This window comes from Fructobacillus tropaeoli, from assembly GCF_016860625.1.
In the GTDB taxonomy this organism is placed as follows: domain Bacteria; phylum Bacillota; class Bacilli; order Lactobacillales; family Lactobacillaceae; genus Fructobacillus; species Fructobacillus tropaeoli.
Genome location: NZ_BOJU01000002.1, coordinates 1 through 19,613, shown reverse-complemented (window position 1 = coordinate 19,613; position 19,613 = coordinate 1). Strand labels below are relative to the sequence as shown.

The following is a 19,613-nucleotide window of genomic DNA, read 5'->3' as shown; positions in this document are numbered from 1 at the left end:
TCGGTGTCCTTTTTTTATTGATTTGAAAGGAACTTTAATGGAAAATATTAAATCACATCAACATTATAAGTTGTATAAGTCTGGAAAATTCTGGGTTACCGCCATGGTGTCAGCTCTTTTCCTGGCAACAACGGGGGCGACAAATGGACATCATGTTCACGCTGATGAACTACCAGCTGATGGTCGAGTATCTTTTGCCAGTCCTGACCCAATTAAAGGCCATATTACGTTTTCAAACGGACGAGTTGACCCCGTTTTAAATATCCGGGTAAATGATCAAGTGGTCTTTTGTATTAACCCCTTTGCTCATTTAAGAGGTGGCGAGTACGCTTCTTCCGCTCAGGGGCAACAGGATCTAACCGCCTCATATTGGAAATCATTGACGAAGCAACAACAAAACCTGATTAACAATGCCGCGTATTTAGCGCAAGCACAAGGAGCTGCCACAGACAGTGAAACATACTTTGCCGGTCAATTGGTCGTCTGGTCATTAATTTCTGGTCAGAATGGTATTCCAGGAGTTATGAATGGATCGGACAAAATTGATTCAAGCGACCTGCATAATGCAATCGGTGCGACTATCACTGGATGGGATTCTAATGTTGTTAGCTCAGGGGCGATTGCCAAAGCTGAACAGATTTTGCAAAACGCCGCAGCGATGGGCCAACGTCCTGACTTTTCACCCGCACCATTGAACATTTTGGCTGGCCAATCTGCCACAGTAGCGGATAAAAATGGTGTGTTGCAGAACTTTAAAAACATTTCTGGTACGGACGGAATTAATGCTGTAATAAATGGTAATAATTTAACAATTAATACGTCTCAAAATGCGCAATCAGGTAGCTTAAGATTAAAAAACACACCTCGAGAACTTTCCCAACAACCGTACTATGTTTATGGGACGTATGAGGGGAACAATCTATCTAATCCGCAACAACCTGTTTTTGCAGCAAAAGACCCCAGTATAAACACTTCAGAACTCCAAGTTAATGTTAAAAAAGCCAACTTGAAAATTGATAAGTCGATTTTAAAGAATGGTGGGATTACAACCAAAGACCTTACAAATGGGAACTATTCCTTGTCTGGTAATGTCTTTGAAGTTCATAAGGACACCGCAGATGGTGAGGTCGTAGCAACCGTTACGACTGATGCTAATGGTGATGCCGAAACCGGTAACATTCTGGCAGCTGGTAAGTATGTGGTGACTGAAAAGCAAGCCAGCCAGGGCTTGGTTCGTACCTTCAACCCAGTGACCGTTAATGTGGATTCGGTTGACAATTTGGATGTAAAAGCCTCTGGTACAAATTCGGAAGTTACCGGTGGCATTACTATTCAAAAGACGGGTGCCGAAACAGGCACTCAAATGTGGAACGACAACTATTCCTTAGCTGGCAATATCTTTAAGATTCATAAGGACTCGATCAATGGTGAAATCGTTGATACGGTCACTACCAATGATAAAGGACAGGCACAGACCAAGACAGACTTGCCTCTTGGACACTATGTCGTTGAAGAAGTCCAAGCCTCAAAGGGATTTGTCAAAACCTTCAAGCCACAAGATGTTGATATTACGTATCAAGGTCAAAATGTACCCATTGTCATCTCAGCTACTGGTGGAACCAACCAAGAAGTCAAGGGTCAAATCATTGTCGATAAGTCTGGTGTCCAATCAGGCAAGAACATGATTAATGGCAACTACACGTTGGCTGGGAACGAGTTTGATATTGTTGATGAGCATGGTCAGGTTGTTGATCATGTGACAACCGATGCTTCTGGTAAAGCCTACTCGAAAGAGTCATTGCCACTAGGCACATATAAGGTTATTGAAACCAAAGCTAGTCAAGGTTTTGTCAAATCGGCCACTCCTCAGAATGTAACGTTGACATACAATGGTCAACAAGCACCTATTGTTTTTAACACAGCTTTTGAGACCAACCAAGAAGTCAAGGGTGGCATTACCATCCAAAAGACGGGGGCTGAAACTGGCACAAAACAATGGAACGCCAACTATTCATTGGCTGGTAACGTCTTTAAGATTCATAAGGACAATATCAATGGTGAAGTAGTTGACGAAGTGACAACGGATGCCAATGGTTATGCCAAGACCAAGACGGACTTGCCATTAGGTCACTATGTCGTTGAAGAAGTCCAAGCTTCTAAAGGCTTCTTGAAGACCTTCAAGCCTCAAGATGTTGATATTACGTATCAAGGTCAAAATGTACCGATTGTTATCTCGGCTACTGGTGGGACCAACCAAGAAGTAAAGGGTCAAATCATTGTCGATAAGTCTGGTGCCCAATCCGGCAAGAACATGATAAACGGCAACTACACGTTGGCTGGGAACGAGTTCGATATTTTTGACGAACAAAACAACTTGGTTGACCACGTGACAACCGATGCTTCTGGTAAGGCTTATTCGAAGACCGACTTGAAGTTGGGTAAGTACACTGTCGTCGAAACGAAGGCCAGTCAAGGCTTTGTCAAGTCGGCAACGCCACAAAAGGTGGACTTGTCTTATGTTGGTCAAGAAGTACCGGTTGTCTTTGACACGGCGTATGAAACCAACCAAGAAGTCAAGGGTGGCATTACCATCCAAAAGACTGGTGCCGAAACTGGCACAAAACAATGGAACGCCAACTATTCATTGGCTGGTAATGTCTTTAAGATTCATAAGGACAATATCAATGGTGAAGTAGTTGACGAAGTGACCACGGATGCTAATGGTTATGCTAAGACCAAGACGGACTTGCCATTAGGTCACTATGTCGTTGAAGAAGTCCAAGCTTCTAAAGGCTTCTTGAAGACCTTCAAGCCTCAAGATGTTGATATTACGTATCAAGGTCAAAATGTACCGATTGTTATCTCGGCTACTGGTGGGACCAACCAAGAAGTAAAAGGTCAAATCATTGTCGATAAGTCTGGTGCCCAATCAGGCAAGAACATGATTAATGGCAACTACACGTTGGCTGGGAACGAGTTCGATATTTTTGATGAACAGAATCACTTGGTGGACCATGTGACGACCGATGCTTCTGGTAAGGCTTACTCAAAGACGGACTTGCCATTGGGTAAGTACACTGTCGTCGAAACGAAGGCCAGTCAAGGCTTTGTCAAGTCGGCAACCCCACAAAAGGTGGACTTGTCTTACGTTGGTCAGGAAGTACCGGTTGTCTTTGACACGGCGTATGAAACCAACCAAGAAGTCAAGGGTGGTATTACCATCCAAAAGACTGGTGCTGAAACTGGTACCAAGATGTGGAATGACAATTACTCTCTTGCTGGCAACGTCTTTAAGATTCACAAAGATAGTATCAATGGTGAAGTCGTTGATGAAGTGACCACGGATGCTAATGGTTATGCCAAGACCAAGACGGACTTGCCATTGGGTCACTATGTCGTTGAAGAAGTCCAAGCTTCCAAGGGCTTTGTTAAGACCTTCAAACCACAGGATGTTGATATTACGTATCAAGGTCAAAATGTGCCGATCGTATTATCTTTGACGGGTGGAACGAACCAAGAGGTCAAGGGAAAGACTGTCATTGATAAGTCTGGTTCCGAAAGCAAAAAGACACCTTGGAATAGTAATTATTCTTTGGCAGGCAATGTCTTTGATATTCATCAAGACAATGCGTTAGGTAAGGTGGTTGCTCAAATCACGACTGATGCAAATGGGCACGCCGAAACCGATGCCAACTTGCCATTAGGTGATTATTATGTGACCGAATCAAAGGCAAGCCAAGGCTATGTCAATAGCTTTACACCACAAAAGGTAACGTTGAAGTATGCCGGTCAAGAAGTTGCCTTGGTAGCTGATATGGCGGCCGGAACGAACCAAGAAGTAACTGGTTCAACGTCGGTCATTAAGCAAGACAAGCAGACTGGTGATAACAGTCAAGGACGAGCTACCCTTAGCGGTGCTGAATACACACTTTACCATGCCGATGGTACACCGGTGAAGTGGTCAGAAAATGGTCAACCAACACCTGAAATTACGTCCGGTAAGCAGGTTAGTCGCGATCAAGTGACATTGCGAATTGACGATGATTTGCATGAAGCAGGTGTTAGGCATCTAGCATTGGGTGACTATTACTGGCAAGAAACCAAGGCGCCTGAAGGGTATCAATTGGACGGTCAAAAGTACAATGTCGCCATCAAGTATCAGGACCAAGATACACCGGTGATTACGCAAAATGAAACCTCGAAGGAACAAGTGATTAACTTTAGTTTTGACGGATTCAAATACGTGCAATCTCCATCAGGTAGCTCCCAATCAGGTTACAATGGTATTCAATTGTCATTGATTCCAATTAACGGTACCAAGGGTGACAAGCAGACCGTGACAACTGAAACGGAAGCCAATGGTTATGATGGTTATTACAAGTTCAACAATATTTCATACGGTGATTATGAGTTGTGGGAAGAAAACGCCCCAGAAGGCTACCAGCATATTGAACCACTTTATGTTCATATTGAACTAAACGCCGATAAAACGGCCTATGTTTTCACTGTCACTGAAAAGGGTCAGTCAGTACCATTAAAGAAGATGATCGTGCCGGTCACCCAAATTAATGAAGGCACCGGTAATGTGTACCTTTCAAAGCTCTTCTTGTTCGACAAGTCGGAAGATACTAGAAAATGCAATGGCGGTGGCAATAACCAACCGGTTATTAACATCAATAACACGAATACAAATACCAATTCACCGGTGATTAACAATAATCCTGTTGTGAATACTAATTCAACTTCTAATGGTGGTCAACAACATCAAGAAGAGAATCAACATCAAACTGGTGGGGCGACGACTCAAAATGGTGGCAATCAAGATCAAAAACAGTCAACAACGACTAGCCCAAATGTAACGGGCGGTGACCAGTCACAAACGGGCGGAAAGCAAGAGCAGACGCAAGATAGTAAGCCGAATGCCACGGCTAACCCAACGGTAACGGGTGGTGCAACCACTCAAAACGGTGGTACACAATCGCAAGATAGTAAGGCAACTGCCACGGCTAACCCAACAGTAACGGGCGGTGCAACTACTCAAAACGGTGGTACACAATCGCAAGATAGTAAGGCAACTGCCACGGCTAACCCAACGGTAACGGGTGGTGCAACCACTCAAAATGGTGGTACGCAATCACAAGAGAGCAAGCCAACTGCCACGGCTAACCCAACGGTAACGGGTGGTGCAACCACTCAAAATGGTGGTACGCAATCACAAGAGAGCAAGCCAACTGCCACGGCTAATCCAACAGCGACTAGTGGCGCGGCAACTCAAAACGTTGGCACACCAACACAAGCGAGTCAGTTGAATGCAAACGTTGCCCCAACGGCAGGAACGGTTCAACCTGCCCAATCGACGCCTTCATCGTCTGGCAAGACGGTCACGGCCTTGCCAAATACAGGGATGAAGACCGCTGCTAATCCAACCAAGCTTTATGTTGCCGGTTTGGCAGTCTTGGCCGGAGTAGGGCTTGGCTCTTGGCAGAAGGTTCAAAGTAATAACCGTAAGCGTAAGCGCTTAGCGAAGGCGTCACAAGATGTGAAGCAGAGTGCGGTTTGAGTGTTAAAGAAAAGTAGAGAAAAGTAGAACTTTCTCTACTTTTTTTATTGTTTAAAAATCAAGAAGTTTGAGAAAAGAGGAAATTATGGATATTTTAATTAAATTGGTCGGTGTTGTTGTATCAGTTGTCGTCGTTATTGGTTTATTCAGCATCTTGTTTGGCTTTAACAAATTTACCAAGGGACGTAAATCAGAAGATACCCGTATGACCGATGAAGGGATTGAAGGCATGATTTGGGGGGCGGCGACGGCGGCCATTGTTGGTGGTGTCGGTGCCGGAATTATTGCTGCCCTTTCGAAAATTTCGTTTTAAATTTTCGAGTTAAATCGACGTTGGCGGAACCAACCGAATGGGGTGAAAAGCCCATTAGAAAGGATTGACTATGAATGGTGTTGTTTTAGATAAAGACAAACTCAATCAATTAACACAATCGCTCAGTTCTTGGAATCCTACGGCCAGTAGCTGGGTCAATGATATTACCCACGCCTTGATGTTCATCGGCTTTGCCATTTTAGGCATCATGTTTTTATTGGAGTGGGCTAAGACAGCGCAGCGATTTCGGGAAACCCAAGGAACGCCACTGACATCAGAGGTCATGGTGAACTTAGGATTACGTTATTTTATCGCCACCTTAGTGATTGGTCTGGCACCGCAAATTATTGATGCCATGTTATACCTTGCCAATGCCATTGGCCATACCATTGCCACAACTGGCGGACTACATAATCAAAGTAATGGATCGAATGCCGGCCTTTGGGATATGTCACGTGTGGATTTGTCATGGTATCAGAAGGGAATCTTTGGAATAATTTCTTTTCTCAATTCACTGGGGACGACCATTATCTCCATGCTCGTGACCGTCATTGTCTTTATGCGCTTTTTGACCTTATGCGTTTACAAAATTTTGTCACCAATTATGTTAGCAGCCTCACTACATGAAGATTATCGCTCCGTTTCGATTAATTATTGGAAACAAGTAGCCATTGTTTTATTGCAGTCAGTGGTTTTGATTATTATCTTAAAGCTCATCCCGGCTTGGCAAACGGATTCGGATTTTCCATTAACAGGGAAAGTATCCTATGGCACTTGGCAAGCCGCGGCTGCCTTGGCGCTAGTCAAGTTGTTTGTGGTCGGTTGGGCAGTGATCGGCTCGCAGAGTATGACACGTCGTTTGATTGGAGGTTAGGAAATGGCTAGTAGTGAATTTTATACAGATTTATCAAAGTGGGAACCAACGATTGGTCGGGGGTTATTTACTCGCAAACAGGGCGGGCTGATTTTAAAAATGGTACCAGGGGCTGTGCTTTCAACCGGGGCTTTTATTTTAATTCCGGGCTGGTATGGCTGGGTGCTCACGGGCGTTTTAGTGAGCACCACACTACTGCCGTTCTTACTTCGTTTTTTTGACTACGATCGCACGTTGAAACGATCCATTACCTTTTATTTAACGGAGAAGAAACGGACGTATCAGAAAATTGGAAAGGAGTAGGTCATGTTTAAGAAAAAGAAGTCTTTATCGGTAGCCGAACAAAGAAAGCAAGAGCGTTTAGCACGTTTGGGTTGCAGTACACAAGATACATTGCAATTTCAAGATTTAAGCGCAGAAGGTCTAATGAAAATTGATGCAGACCATTATTCACGGGCTTATGAATTAAGTGATGTTCCTTTTGAAGCACTAGGCGTCGCTGCTCAACAAGATGTCATTGTTTCATATGGTGAAGCCTTGAATACCCTAAACGATAAGAGTCATTATCAGTTATTAGTGGTCAACGAGCACGTGGGCGAAAATGCCATTGAAAACTTGTTAATGCCCATGGCTGGGACCCCCGATGATGTCTATCGACAAGAAATTAACGCCATGATGAAACAACGTTTTTCATCAGAAGAAAATGAATATCAAGTGAAGCGTTATGCGATTATTAGTACCCAACAGGAACGAGCCGCAGCGGCCGAAATTGCCTTATCAAAAGCGACATTAGCTTTTCAAGAACCTTTTCGTAAAGGAGGGGTTCCATTAACGTTGCGTGCTTTAGATGGTGAACAACGCGTTCGGTTGATCAATCAACTGACCAATCCAGGTATGCTCATGCAGAAGGCTGATTTTAACCAACTTCATGCCAAGGATTTAGTAGCCCCCAGGTTAATTGAACTGGATAACAATCAATTCCAACTCAATCAACAGTATGCACGGGTACTCTACGTGAAGTATTACCCGGAGATGTTAGAAGATGATTTCCTGAAGAATTTAACCGAAATCAAACATGAAATCGCGATTTCTCTCCATGCGCAGCCGTATAATATGCGCGATTTGCAAAGAAGACTGCAAACCATTTCACAATTCAATAAGATTGATCAGCGTCGCCAACAAAAAGATAATGCTAAAGATGGGGTGGATTCCGAATTTGTCTCCGGACTGGCCAAGGGCATTGGCAAGACAACGGAAGCCTTGAAAGAAGACTTTTCAAAGTACGGTCAAAAGTTATTTACCGGAACCTTGACCGTTATGGTGGTGGCTAAAAATCGTCGTGAGTTGAAGACCATCACTGATGAAGTGAAAGCGGTGGGGGAAGCTAAAGGGGTTTTCTTTGAGAGTGCCTACAATTATCAAGAAGAGGCGTTTAACACGACGTTGCCCATTGGCCGGTCTTTCTTACTAGAAAATCCTGAAACTTATCGGGATATGACCACGTTAAATGTCGCAACGCAACGTCCCTTTACGTCGGTGGAATTGCAAAACCCACACGGTGAATTTTTTGGGCAAAATCAAATTACTGGTAATGTCATTACGATTGATCGTAAGGATAAGCAGGACTTGTTAACACCATCTGGTCTTGTTTTGGGTTCCAGTGGTTCTGGTAAGTCAGTGGCGGTAAAGTATCAATTGCTCAATACGTTGTTAAATCATCCCAAAGACCGCATTATCATTGTGGATCCTGAAAGTGAGTATTTAGAGATTGGTCAAAAATTAGGGGCTCAAATCCTTGATATTTCGACCGGGACTGATAATCACCTCAATCTGATGGACTTAGCGGATCGTACCAAGCTGCGCGAAGAAGATAAGAAACTTGACTTCATGAAAGAAAAGTCAAACCTGTTAACGACGATGTTTGATAAAGTTTTGACCTTGTCCGACGCACAAAAGGGTGTGATTGACTTAGTCACGCATGAGACGTATGAAAAATATGAAAAGCCCACTTTAGTAGACTGGCAAACAGTATTGAAAAGCCGGCCTGAAAAAGTGGCTCAAGATTTGGCATTATCAACGAGCCCTTATACAATCGGGTCACAAGATGTGTTCTCATACGAGACCAATATCGACTTAAGCGGTCGATTTTTGATTTTTAACACGAAGCAGTTGGATGACAACATGAAGCCGTTTGCCATGCAGGTCATTTTGGATCAGATTTGGAAACAAGTGGTTGCTTCTCAAAATATCGTTTCCACTTGGCTATTCTTTGATGAGATTCAAGTCAACTTTCAAGATAAAGACAGTGCCAATTGGTTTGCTAATTTGTGGGCCCGTGTGCGAAAGTATGGGGCGATTCCGACCGGTATTACGCAAAATATTAGTAATATCACGCAATTCCAAGGGGGCCGAAACTTGACTTCCAATACTGAATTTATGATGTTACTTCGGCAAAAGGCGCCGGACCTCAAGATTTTGAAAGAAGAATTGCATTTCGACGAAAATGTCTTAGATCAGTTCGTTAATGAACGCGCCGAAGTGGGAACTGGGTTAATTCGCGTGAATGGGATTATGGTCCCCTTTAAAAATCCAATTCCAAAACACACAAAACTGTATGAATTACTAAACACGGATGTTGATACAGATAAGGAGTAGAAATGTTTAACTTGAAAAAATTGAAGATTAAAAAGCGACTATCCATTGCCGGCTTACTTATCTTAGGGATTATGTTGGGCATTGGGGTGAAGAGCATCTCGGTGCCCAAAGTCAATCAAACGATACAACAAACCAGTTCATTGACTAATAGCCAACCCACGATTAAGCAAAGCGATGTGCAAAAGTTTTTGATTGCTTATTACACCAAGAAGGACTTGGGCGAAAATCAAAACCGGTATCAAGGCTTTATGACTCAGGCCGCTTTCCAAGCTGAAACGGCTAAGGAAGCCAAGCCTGAAAATCAGGCCTATAAGGGCTATGTTGTGAATCAGGTGTTTGACGATGCCAAGATTTATATTGACCAAGCGGATCAACAAGCGCTGGTAACGGTTGACTATCATAATACGCAACTAGTCAATAAAACGGATAATCCGAGTCAAACAGCTAGCACCAGTAAGTCTGAAACATTGTTACTGACGTATGCTACCGAAAAGGGGCAGGCTCTCGTTAACAATATTCAACGCAAAACATTGTCGGATGCTTCTAGCAACGACCAGCCACAAGATTTAAACCAAGTAAGGAGTGCTCACGATGACCAAAACTGAACGTTTACAACAAAAGAAAAAGCGCCTGCAAACAGAGTTGAAGACACTGAATGAAAAAATAGCCGATAAAAAGCAAGCATTGGCGCAAGTTGACCAAGAGTTGTTGGAAGCGACAATGAAAGATAACGACATGAGCCTATCAGATTTGGTGGCTTTAGTGCAGAAGGAAAGTGACCGTAATTAACGGTGACAACGATTTGCATTGATTAAATGGAATGCACTTCACACAAAAGGAGTATAACGATGCCAAAACTTTTAAAACATTTATTCCCATCACACAAGACTGAAAGCCATTACGGTTATGAGGTCCGTGCTGGGAAGTACGTGCCCACTGAGGTCTTTCATGAAACAGAAGACTTCTTGAACTATGTGGAACAACAGAGTCAAGACCTTGAAAGACGGGGGTTATCAGACCAAGTTGGGCTATTGAAGAGCGCACCGTCTGGTGAATATCTCTTTGGCATGATTTTTGATTTACCGGCTCGTGGTGACATTGATAGCCAGTTGGCTGATTTTTATACCAAGAAGAAGTTGCCTTATGATTCATCAATTTTCAATCGCTTTTCACAATCAGCGGAACCAGCTCAACCAAATAATTTGGAACAAGTACCGCATGCAGATGATGTCACGGCAGAAAATGCGGACTTAAAGGTCGCTACTGAAAATGCAGATTTGGTCGTCGTCACTGATGAAACAACTGATGCCGCTACCACCGAGTCGCAACCGGTTCCCAGTGAACAACCATCATCTGCCACGCCTGTTCCAGTGTCAGGAGCGGTCACAGCAGATGCTGAAGTTGAAACTCCTGAACAAAAGGACCTTAAAATCCAACACTTAACCGCACTCTTAGCCCAGCAACAAGCTGCCTCAAGTCCCCAGCAACCAGCAGAAACTGTGCCACCCGTAAATCCGGAGTTAGCTTCCTTACAAGAAGATGTTTCATCAGCGGTGGTTAAGGTCTTAGAAGAAAAACAAGCGAAATTGTCGGCCTTGTTAAACCAATCTGATCAGTCGGGGACCATTCGGCGGGAAACGCAACAGGAATACGAAGACAAGCGCATTAAGCTGTTAGATCAAGTCAAGAAAACCGCGGCCCGCGATTTAGAAGAAGCCAAGCGCCGCGAAAAGGAACGCTATGAACAGGCGCTTCGGGATTTAGATGATCAGTTTGATAAGACCCAGGCCCACTTGGTTGTCGAAGTCGATCAGTCCATTCAACATGATCATGATCAAATGTTGGAAAAGCGATTAGATGAAAACCAAAAACAATTGGAACGCTTGTTAAGTGCTCGCGAAGAGTTAACAACCAAAATTCACGAAGCAAAGCAGCTCTTTTCATAAGCAGTCAGAAATCTGGCTGCTTTTTTTGAGCAGTCAAGAGGAGACAAAAAATGCGGATTGATCCAGAGAAGTTACATGAACATGATGGTATGGGGCACCGAGCCGCCCGGAAGCATACTAAAAAGGCGTATAAGAAAGCTCGAAAAAGTTATAAGCAAGCTTTTAAGCAAAAGCAAAGGAGTAATGGCTTAGACACCGCCAAACGAACATTAGCCGATGAAAAAGCGGATGTGTTGACTTTAAAAAAGCAATTTAAGCATCATCGAAAACTGGACAACACGAGTTTTCGCAATCGAACCGGTCGCACCATCAAGGCTGGTGTGAAAGGAACTGTTAAGGGTCGGGTACAAAATAGCTTACGCCAAAAACTACAAGAGGATGATTTACTAGCGCAACACGTTCAAGCTAGCAATACAATCAATCAAGCCCGTTCCTATGGTCGGACTGTGAAAACGGGTAGCCGTTTGCTGGGGAAGACAGCGGGCAATATTGGGTTAGGCACTTATCACGTACTTAATCGTAGTAAAAATGCCGTCATGGGCCGTGGCTTTTATAAAACGCCCTATGAGCAACAATGGTTTGGTGGACGGAAGCGACTGGGTGATTTGGGGCGGTCTGTTAAAAAGAAAAGCAAACGGCAGATGCGACGTTTTGCGGGCCGCTTCAAAAAAACCACTCGTGTTAGCCGCTTTTTAGGAAAAGGCCTAAAAAAAGGGGTGAAATGGTTAAATCCGTTTTCGTTGAAATTTAAAATTTTAGTCGGTATTCTGGTTTGTTTGCCGTTATTGTTGGCTTTTATGGTGGGGGGCATTAATCAACCTGGTTTGAAACAAGACAATCACGAAATCAATGATACTTGGCTCTACATGACCCAGCTGGATGCTCAAAAGTCTGATGACCAGCACCAATACTATACGGATTGGGCACCGTTTATGTTTTATAATAACGAGCTGTTGGAGGATTTTAATATCCATGACCAAAAGCAAAGTCTGCAATTGCCTTTTGGGGTTATCAAGTATCAAGATGTTTTGGCAAAGCAGTGGGATGCCGTGCATGTCAAAGACGCTGAAAAAACGGTTGATGAGTTGATGAGCGGTAACAAAGTTGCGACTGAAGATGACTTGCATAACCCTTGGATTTTAAAAGAGAGTGAACAGCAAGATGTGAAAATCAGTCGTGATGAAATTGGTTTTGATGTTTTAGGAAATCAATTGGAAAATTTGACGGATGATGGCAATGTGGTGATTAGTCGCCGACTGGGGTATGAGAAACAAAACGGCAAGGAAGTTAAAAACGATTGGTCAACCATCGATATTGCGAAAGGGACGATGCTAAAAGTGCCAATGGGTGGAACGGTTCGTTTCGTGAATGACCATACCGTGCAGTTGACACAGGACCAAGCAGTTTTGACCATTGATGGCGTAGACCTTAGCCGCTTACAACAGGGTGCTAATTTGAACGCTGGTGATCTACTTGGAAATACTTTAGGTGATCATATCAATTTACAATATCGTCTCTTTGATGATTTAGAAAAGCAGTGGTTTGACGCCAACCCTGGATTTTACTTTAAGAAGGTTCGTTATACGCAGTTTACGACAACGACTGATGAAAACTTTGACCCTTCGAAAGATAAGGCTCAAAATGCGCAAAAAGTATACGATCAGCTGACCAAGATGGGCTATAAGAAGGCTGGCATTGCCGCCATGCTCGGTAATTTTGATGTTGAAAGTTCGATTAACCCCAAGCGAGCCGAGGGTGATTATCTAAAAGCGCCCGTTGGCAAGTATGACGGTTCTTATGATAAAGATGATTGGTTGAATATTGGCGGCCCACAAATCTATGACGGTCGTTTTGCGAATATCATTCACCGCGGTTTAGGATTGGGACAATGGACAGATGTCGCGCCGGGACCAGGAGGACGTCATACGGCCTTAGTGGATTATGCAAAATCTCAAAACAAGAAGTGGTATGATTTGGACTTGCAAATTGATTTCTTAGTGAATCACGATGGCGGGCACTCCGATGTGGCTAAAGCGATTTTGTCCTCGGACAGCCAAGACGTGAAGGATTTAACCCAACAGTTTTTGACACAATGGGAAGGAAATCCTGGCAATAAGTTGCAAGATCGAACCAACGCGGCCTTAAATTGGTACCAATATCTAGGTAAGACCAAGGAGGAAAAAAAGCAAGACGCGGATGAGAAGCGAGGCAATGAAATTGCCAAGGACTATGGTGGCAACCAATCCACTTAAAAAAGACTGGCGTCTTAATCCAGCAGCGGTCATACTTAGAAAAGTAGAGAAACAGTTTGCAGCGATGTGGTAATATCTATGTATATAAATTAAGGGAGAGAAAAAGATTTTGGAAAGAGAAGACCATATTGTATTAACTAATTTTTCGAAAATAGACGTCAACGATTCTTTTTTTCAGTCACTAAGAGCGAGTTACTCGGAGTTTGATGAATGGTTTCGACGAAAAGCTGCGCTTGATGAAAAAGCATATGTTTCTTATGATGTAAACCATAATTTAATCGCTTTTGTTTACTTAAAGAAGGAACATGAAATTGATGATGACGTTGTGCCATCTCTTACAGGTAAACGTTTGAAGATTGGTACGTTCAAAGTAGACTTTAAGCATCACTCTGCTCTAGGCAAGCGACTTCTAGCAATAGTAATGAGAAAATTTGCTGAGCTTTCTAATGAGTATAAGTATTTATATGTCACTTTATACGCAAACGACAATACTATGGGACTACAACGTTTGTTACAAAAGTACGGTTTTTCTAAATATGGGGTAAAGAATGGCAAAGAATTAGTTTTTAGAAAAATGGTGCCAGATCCAAATGGAAAAAATGATGTTTATCAATTATTTCCGTTTTTTTCACAAAATGAGGGGAATGATTATTTATTAGCAATTCTCCCAAAATACCATAACAAAATGTTTGGTGAAGTGGACTTAAAAAGTGAAAGACATTCCCTTGTTGAAGATACTAGTTCTATAAACAGTATCGAGAAAATTTATTTGTCGGCCTCCATAAATGCGATGAAATTAATCGAGGGAGACCATGTTGTTGCTTATCGTATGAACGACAACATGGGCCCAGCGTATTATCGATCAGTTATAACCTCTGTTGGTACCATTACAGAAGTCAAAAGTATTAGGGATTTCAGTTCATATGATGTATTTTATCGATTTGTTAAAGGTAAATCGATTTTTACAGATGAAGAGCTGAATGATTTTTGGCATACAAAAAAATATCCATGGATTATTAAATTTATTTATAATTTTTCTTTTGCAACATACCCCAATAGAAAACTACTTTTAGAAAAGGGCGTAATAAACCAAGAACAAAGAATAGTCATTGAACCAATACAAAAAACAAAATTTAAAGAGATTCTTGAAATGGGGGACACCAATGAGAATTTTGTTATCGATTAAACCGGAATATGTCTATAAGATTTTAGATGGTACCAAAAAATTTGAATACAGACGCACAGTTTTCAAGAACAAAAATGTCGATTCGATGGTGATTTACGCGACGTTACCTGAGGGCTTGGTTGTTGCTGAAGTAGAGGTTCTTGGTGTTTTATCTGGTAGTAAGACTGAAATCTGGCAAAGGACCAAAAAATATAGTGGTATATCGCGTCGGGATTTATTTGCATATTTTAAAGGAAAAAAAGAGGCTCACGCCATTCAATTAGGGAAGGTAACCCCATACATTGAGCCAAAAACCTTGAAAGATTTTGATGCCAGTCTCAAAGCGGCTCCACAGTCTTTTATCTATTTATAAGATTCGCCAAAATATTTGTTATTCTGACTAGTCTAAATCCGCACATGTTATAATAATGATCATAGTGAACAAGTGAAGATGGTGGCTATCCTCGATTGGAGGTGGTGCGTATGGTGTAATGACCCAACCCCCACATTCTAGGAAAGGAGAAGCCAGATGTCCACCAAGGACGTCTTGACCTTACTATTAACGTTTGGAATGTTTATTCTAGCGTTAATTGGTATTGTCATTGACCTAATTAAATTAAGTCAAAAAAATAACCATCATTTCGCTCTAGCACAGCCTTGATGATTATCATATTACATTAGGGTAGCTACCGTTTTACGGGTTCGCTAGGAGGAGTAGTTGTGTCCAGCAACTGCTCCTTTTTTAATGTCTTTATTATAGCACGTGAAACGAGATACTCAAAAGAAGTAATATTGGCTTGACTGGGAGTTCACTCTAAGGTGTTTAATAGTCTTTGTAAGAAAGGAGAAGTTACTGAATTTAAACCGGATTTTAAACGGTTTAATATGAAAAAAATTTTTTCTTATATTTTTGATGGAAAAAGTATTGCTATATTAGAAAGGAAATGAATTGATGGAGTACTCAATATTAAACAATAACGTTAAAATGCCCAAATTAGGATTTGGTGTCTACCAAATCCCTGAGAGTGAAACCAAAGAGGCAGTCCTGCATGCCATTAAGATTGGATATCGTTTAATTGATACAGCAGGTGCTTATAAAAACGAAGTTGAAGTGGGAGAAGCTGTTAAAGAAGCCATTAATACGGGAATTGTTAAACGCGAAGATTTATTTATTACGACCAAACTTTGGATAAATGAGTACAAAGAGCAAAATGCTGAGAGTGCCATTAACGGGCGTTTACAGAAAATGCAACTCGATTATTTAGATCTGTTATTATTGCATCAGCCTTATGGTGACATTTATGGTGCTTGGCGTGCAATGGAAAGTGCTCTGAATGCCGGAAAAGTACGATCACTTGGCGTTTCAAATTTTGATGCAGGGAAAATTGTTGAATTTGCAAAACTAGTTAAAATAACCCCGCAAGTTAATCAGCTCGAATTTAATCCATGGAATCAACGAGAAAAAGATGAAGAGTGGAATAAAAAATATTCTGTTCAACCAGAAGCATGGGCGCCATTCGCTGAGGGACGGTTAAACCTATTTCACAACAAGATTTTGCAGGAAATTGGTAAGAAATATAACAAAACAGTTGGGCAAGTGGTTTTAAGATGGTTAATACAAAGAGATATTGTTGTTTTAGCCAAATCCGTTCATGAGGAACGTATACGCGAAAATTTTGATGTTTTTGACTTTAATCTTTCAGAAGAAGACATGGATTTAATCAAAGGTCTGGACAAAAAAGAATCTGCTTTCTTTGATCATAATGATCCAATTTTTGTTGAACGATTAACTGGTTGGTCAATCTAAATTGTTATGAAAAAATATTAAGTTGAAAAAAGCGTCTTGACTGCATGGTTAAGGCGTTTTTGTACTAAAATATTATTACGCAAACAAGTGAAGATGGTGGCTATCCTCGATTGGAGGTGGTGCGTATGGTGTAATGACCCAATCCCCACATTCTAGGAAAGGAGATGCCAGATGTCCACCAAGGACGTCTTGACCTTACTATTAACGTTTGGAATGTTTATTCTAGCGTTAATTGGTATTGTCATTGACCTAATTAAATTAAGTCAAAAAAAATAACCATCTCTACTTTAGCGAGCTGATGATGGTTATTAAACATTAACTTAGGCTAGCCACCGTTTAACGGGTTCACTAGGAGGAGTAGTTGTGTCCAGCAGCTACTCCTTTTTTATATCTTTATTATAGCACGAATGAAGCAAAGTTAAAAAGTAGAGAAAAGTAGAGAAAAGTAGAGAAAAGTAGAGCTTTCTCTACTTTTTTTATTTGGGAAGGAACTGTTATGGAACAAAAAGAAGCACTGCATAAATTTACGAACAGCGGGCAAACTACTGTCATCCAAATCTTAAAAGCCTTTAGTGTGTTAACGGGGGAGTCACTACGACACTATCTGGCCGATCGTGCTGCGCAGTACCGACAGCGCACCGGTGAACTCGGTTATTATCAATTTATGGCTGAAAAATCAGGCAAGTCCATCATCACGTTGCCGTCCTCTTTCAATCAACCGGTTAATCTTGAACGTTTACGAGAAGTTCTGGCTGAACATGGCGTGGCCTTTGCCTTTCGTCAATATGATGGCAAAACCGATTTACTCTTTCGTTTTCAAGACAAAGAGGTTATTAACAAAGCCATGGACGATTTACTAAAGGACATTCATGATCCTGACGCCAAACTTTGGCAAGATATTGTCAAAGACCCTGACTTACGGTCTTCGGTTGCCGAAGAGTTCAAACAAGCCGAAAAGCACACGGCATCTACGATGAAAACGCAAGCACAAAACATGGCACAAGCAGCACCAACTGCTGGGAAAGGAAGGGCACGCTAATGCAACGCTATAAAAAACACATTGTCCCACATCTATGGCTGGGTCTGTTTTTGGCCATTTTATTTTATTTCTTAACGAATTGGTTTTTTGCAATTCCTTTGAACGGCTTTGCAGAAAAAGAATTTGCTTTTTTGACTTATAGCGCCGAATCACAAAAAACTTTGCAACATTGGCCACTGCTTTTGATTCCTTCTCTCTGGTCTTTTTTAGCCGCGCTGCTTGGTTTCATATCCGCCATGTTGCTTTATATTTATCGTAATGACCACGGGATTTATCGGGCAGGGGAAGAACATGGATCAGCCCGTTTTGCCACGACCCGCGAAATGAAGAAATATGCCGATGAGGACTTTGAAAAAAATACATTGCTTACGCAAAATGGTCAGATGGGGCTGTTCAATGCCCGCCTACCAATGCCGGTCCAACGTAATAAAAATATGGTGGTGATTGGTGGTTCTGGTTCTGGAAAGACCTTCACATTTGTGAAGCCGAATGTGATGCAAATGAATGCCTCCATGGTCGTAACCGACCCCAAAGGTCTGTTGGTGCATGAAGTTGGCCAAATGTTGCGGGAAGCGGGCTATCAAATTAAAGTCTTTGATTTGGCGAATTTAAGTAATTCCAATACTTTTAACGTCTTTGCTTATATGCCCACCGAATTGGATGTTGACCGGGTGCTCGAAAGCATCTCGATTTCCATTGCGGGTAATGAGCAGAAACCTGATTTTTGGAAGTTGGCTTCGGACATGTTGTTGCGCTCATTGATTGCCTTTTTATGGTTTGATGGCCGTGATAACGGCTATTTGCCACACATCGGTCAAGTCGCTGATTTGTTACGGAACATTATACGTGTTGATCAAGAGGAGCCCAGTCAAGTTGAAAAATGGATGATTGAATTGGAACAAAAGCATCCCGGCAATTATGCGGTCAAACAATGGCAAAGTTTTCAATCAACGGGTGGTGCAGCCGAAACCAAAGCCGGGATTGTTGGGAATGCAGTCGCAGTCTTTGCTTCTTTTGATCACCAAGCTGTCCAGCAAATGATTGAGCATGACACCATGGACATTGGTTCTTGGAATGAAAAGAAGACGGCCGTCTTTATTTCAATTCCAGAATTAAGTAGTTCATATAACTTCCTGGCCTCGATGTTAGTGGCCACTTCAATTACCACGTTATCGAAGAAGGCCGATCAGGTGAACCAAGGGCTTTTGAAGACCCAACAGCCCTTACAACATGTGCGCTATTATTTGGATGAATTTGCCAATATTGGCAAATTACCCAATATTGATAAAGCCATGGCAACCTTGCGGAGTCGTGAAATGTCGATTGTGGTCATTTTGCAAGCCTTGGATCAATTGAAAACAATGTATAACAAAGGTTGGGCCAGTCTCTTAGCGACCGCTGATACTTTGCTTTTCTTGGGCGGTAATGAAAAAGAGACCATCGAATATTTATCGCAACGTTCTGGAAAACAAACCATTTCGATTCGGAACCATTCCTTAAATTCAAAGGGTGGTGGTTCTGAAAACCGCCAAACACAAGCGCGTGACTTACTAACACCGGATGAAATCGGACGGTTAGATGGTCAAAAGGCGCTGGTCTTTATTAACGGCGAAAATGTCTTGATGGATTATAAATATTCCACGTTTGACCATCCCAAGGCAGCTAAATTGGCGAATAAACCGACTGATGAGAATTGGTATGAAGTTGTTCGGTATGCGCTGCCATTCGCTGAAATGTGGCGTGCTAGTCAAGAAGAAGGCATTCCGCTGATTGATCACGGGACACTGTGAGGCTATCTCGATAGTCAAACCAACATAAAAGTAGAGGAAAGTAGAGAAAAGTAGAGAAAAGTAGCGTTTTCTCTACTTTTTATTTGGCAGATTACAAGTTTAATTCGAACAACCCCGAAAAACTTCTAGTGGCGTCTGGTAGTTATGTAACTTCATGGGTCGATTGTTGATCAACTCAATTGCCTCATAAAGCCGCTGCTCATCAACATCTC

The 19,613-nt window shown here is 42.1% G+C and carries 16 protein-coding genes; all 16 read left to right on the top strand.

The genetic code is table 11. The features are described from left to right. The first annotated feature begins 37 nt into the window (after positions 1-37). The 16 genes from FT12353_RS02200 (at position 38) to FT12353_RS02125 (ending at position 19,401) form a co-directional block, all read left to right on the top strand. Positions 38-5,560 carry a SpaA isopeptide-forming pilin-related protein gene (locus tag FT12353_RS02200; RefSeq protein WP_203617917.1) on the top strand — a complete coding sequence of 1,841 codons (5,523 nt, stop codon included), beginning with the start codon at positions 38-40 and terminating at the stop codon, positions 5,558-5,560. Between the two features lie 85 nt (positions 5,561-5,645). Next, positions 5,646-5,873, top strand: a complete 228-nt coding sequence (locus FT12353_RS02195; RefSeq protein ID WP_203617910.1) for a hypothetical protein — start codon at positions 5,646-5,648, stop codon at positions 5,871-5,873. Between the two features lie 70 nt (positions 5,874-5,943). Beyond that, entirely contained in the window at positions 5,944-6,747 is an 804-nt protein-coding gene (locus tag FT12353_RS02190) for a hypothetical protein (protein WP_203617887.1), read from the top strand. Positions 6,748-6,750: 3 nt separating this feature from the next. Further along, positions 6,751-7,050: a hypothetical protein gene (locus FT12353_RS02185; protein ID WP_203617885.1), complete on the top strand. Its 300-nt coding sequence runs from the start codon at positions 6,751-6,753 to the stop codon at positions 7,048-7,050. 3 nt (positions 7,051-7,053) lie between these two features. Beyond that, positions 7,054-9,402, top strand: a complete 2,349-nt coding sequence (locus FT12353_RS02180) for a VirB4-like conjugal transfer ATPase, CD1110 family (protein ID WP_203617883.1) — start codon at positions 7,054-7,056, stop codon at positions 9,400-9,402. Positions 9,403-9,404: 2 nt separating this feature from the next. Continuing rightward, positions 9,405-10,007, top strand: a complete 603-nt coding sequence (locus tag FT12353_RS02175; RefSeq protein ID WP_203617875.1) for a hypothetical protein — start codon at positions 9,405-9,407, stop codon at positions 10,005-10,007. Further along, on the top strand, positions 9,994-10,191 hold the full coding sequence (locus FT12353_RS02170; RefSeq protein WP_203617867.1) for a hypothetical protein: 198 nt from the start codon (positions 9,994-9,996) through the stop codon (positions 10,189-10,191). Before FT12353_RS02175 ends, FT12353_RS02170 begins: the two co-directional genes overlap by 14 nt. A gap of 59 nt (positions 10,192-10,250) precedes the next feature. Further along, positions 10,251-11,348: a hypothetical protein gene (locus tag FT12353_RS02165; protein WP_203617865.1), complete on the top strand. Its 1,098-nt coding sequence runs from the start codon at positions 10,251-10,253 to the stop codon at positions 11,346-11,348. 50 nt (positions 11,349-11,398) lie between these two features. Continuing rightward, positions 11,399-13,600, top strand: a complete 2,202-nt coding sequence (locus FT12353_RS02160) for a phage tail tip lysozyme (protein ID WP_203617862.1) — start codon at positions 11,399-11,401, stop codon at positions 13,598-13,600. A gap of 109 nt (positions 13,601-13,709) precedes the next feature. Further along, the gene (locus FT12353_RS02155) at positions 13,710-14,786 is read left to right on the top strand and encodes a hypothetical protein (RefSeq protein ID WP_203617861.1); all 1,077 of its coding nucleotides are present in this window, start codon (positions 13,710-13,712) and stop codon (positions 14,784-14,786) included. Continuing rightward, on the top strand, positions 14,764-15,138 hold the full coding sequence (locus tag FT12353_RS02150; RefSeq protein ID WP_203617859.1) for an ASCH domain-containing protein: 375 nt from the start codon (positions 14,764-14,766) through the stop codon (positions 15,136-15,138). Before FT12353_RS02155 ends, FT12353_RS02150 begins: the two co-directional genes overlap by 23 nt. A 156-nt stretch (positions 15,139-15,294) precedes the next feature. Then, positions 15,295-15,426, top strand: a complete 132-nt coding sequence (locus FT12353_RS08490; protein WP_308438118.1) for a putative holin-like toxin — start codon at positions 15,295-15,297, stop codon at positions 15,424-15,426. A 291-nt stretch (positions 15,427-15,717) separates the two neighbouring features. After that, positions 15,718-16,572, top strand: a complete 855-nt coding sequence (locus tag FT12353_RS02140) for an aldo/keto reductase (RefSeq protein WP_203617851.1) — start codon at positions 15,718-15,720, stop codon at positions 16,570-16,572. 171 nt (positions 16,573-16,743) lie between these two features. After that, complete coding sequence (locus FT12353_RS08610; RefSeq protein ID WP_059393014.1) at positions 16,744-16,848, top strand: putative holin-like toxin; 105 nt, start codon at positions 16,744-16,746, stop codon at positions 16,846-16,848. A 220-nt stretch (positions 16,849-17,068) separates the two neighbouring features. Further along, positions 17,069-17,611 carry a DUF3801 domain-containing protein gene (locus FT12353_RS02130; RefSeq protein WP_203617844.1) on the top strand — a complete coding sequence of 181 codons (543 nt, stop codon included), beginning with the start codon at positions 17,069-17,071 and terminating at the stop codon, positions 17,609-17,611. Beyond that, positions 17,611-19,401, top strand: coding sequence for a VirD4-like conjugal transfer protein, CD1115 family (locus FT12353_RS02125; RefSeq protein ID WP_203617842.1), 1,791 nt, complete (start codon positions 17,611-17,613; stop codon positions 19,399-19,401). Before FT12353_RS02130 ends, FT12353_RS02125 begins: the two co-directional genes overlap by 1 nt. Positions 19,402-19,613: the final 212 nt, after the last annotated feature.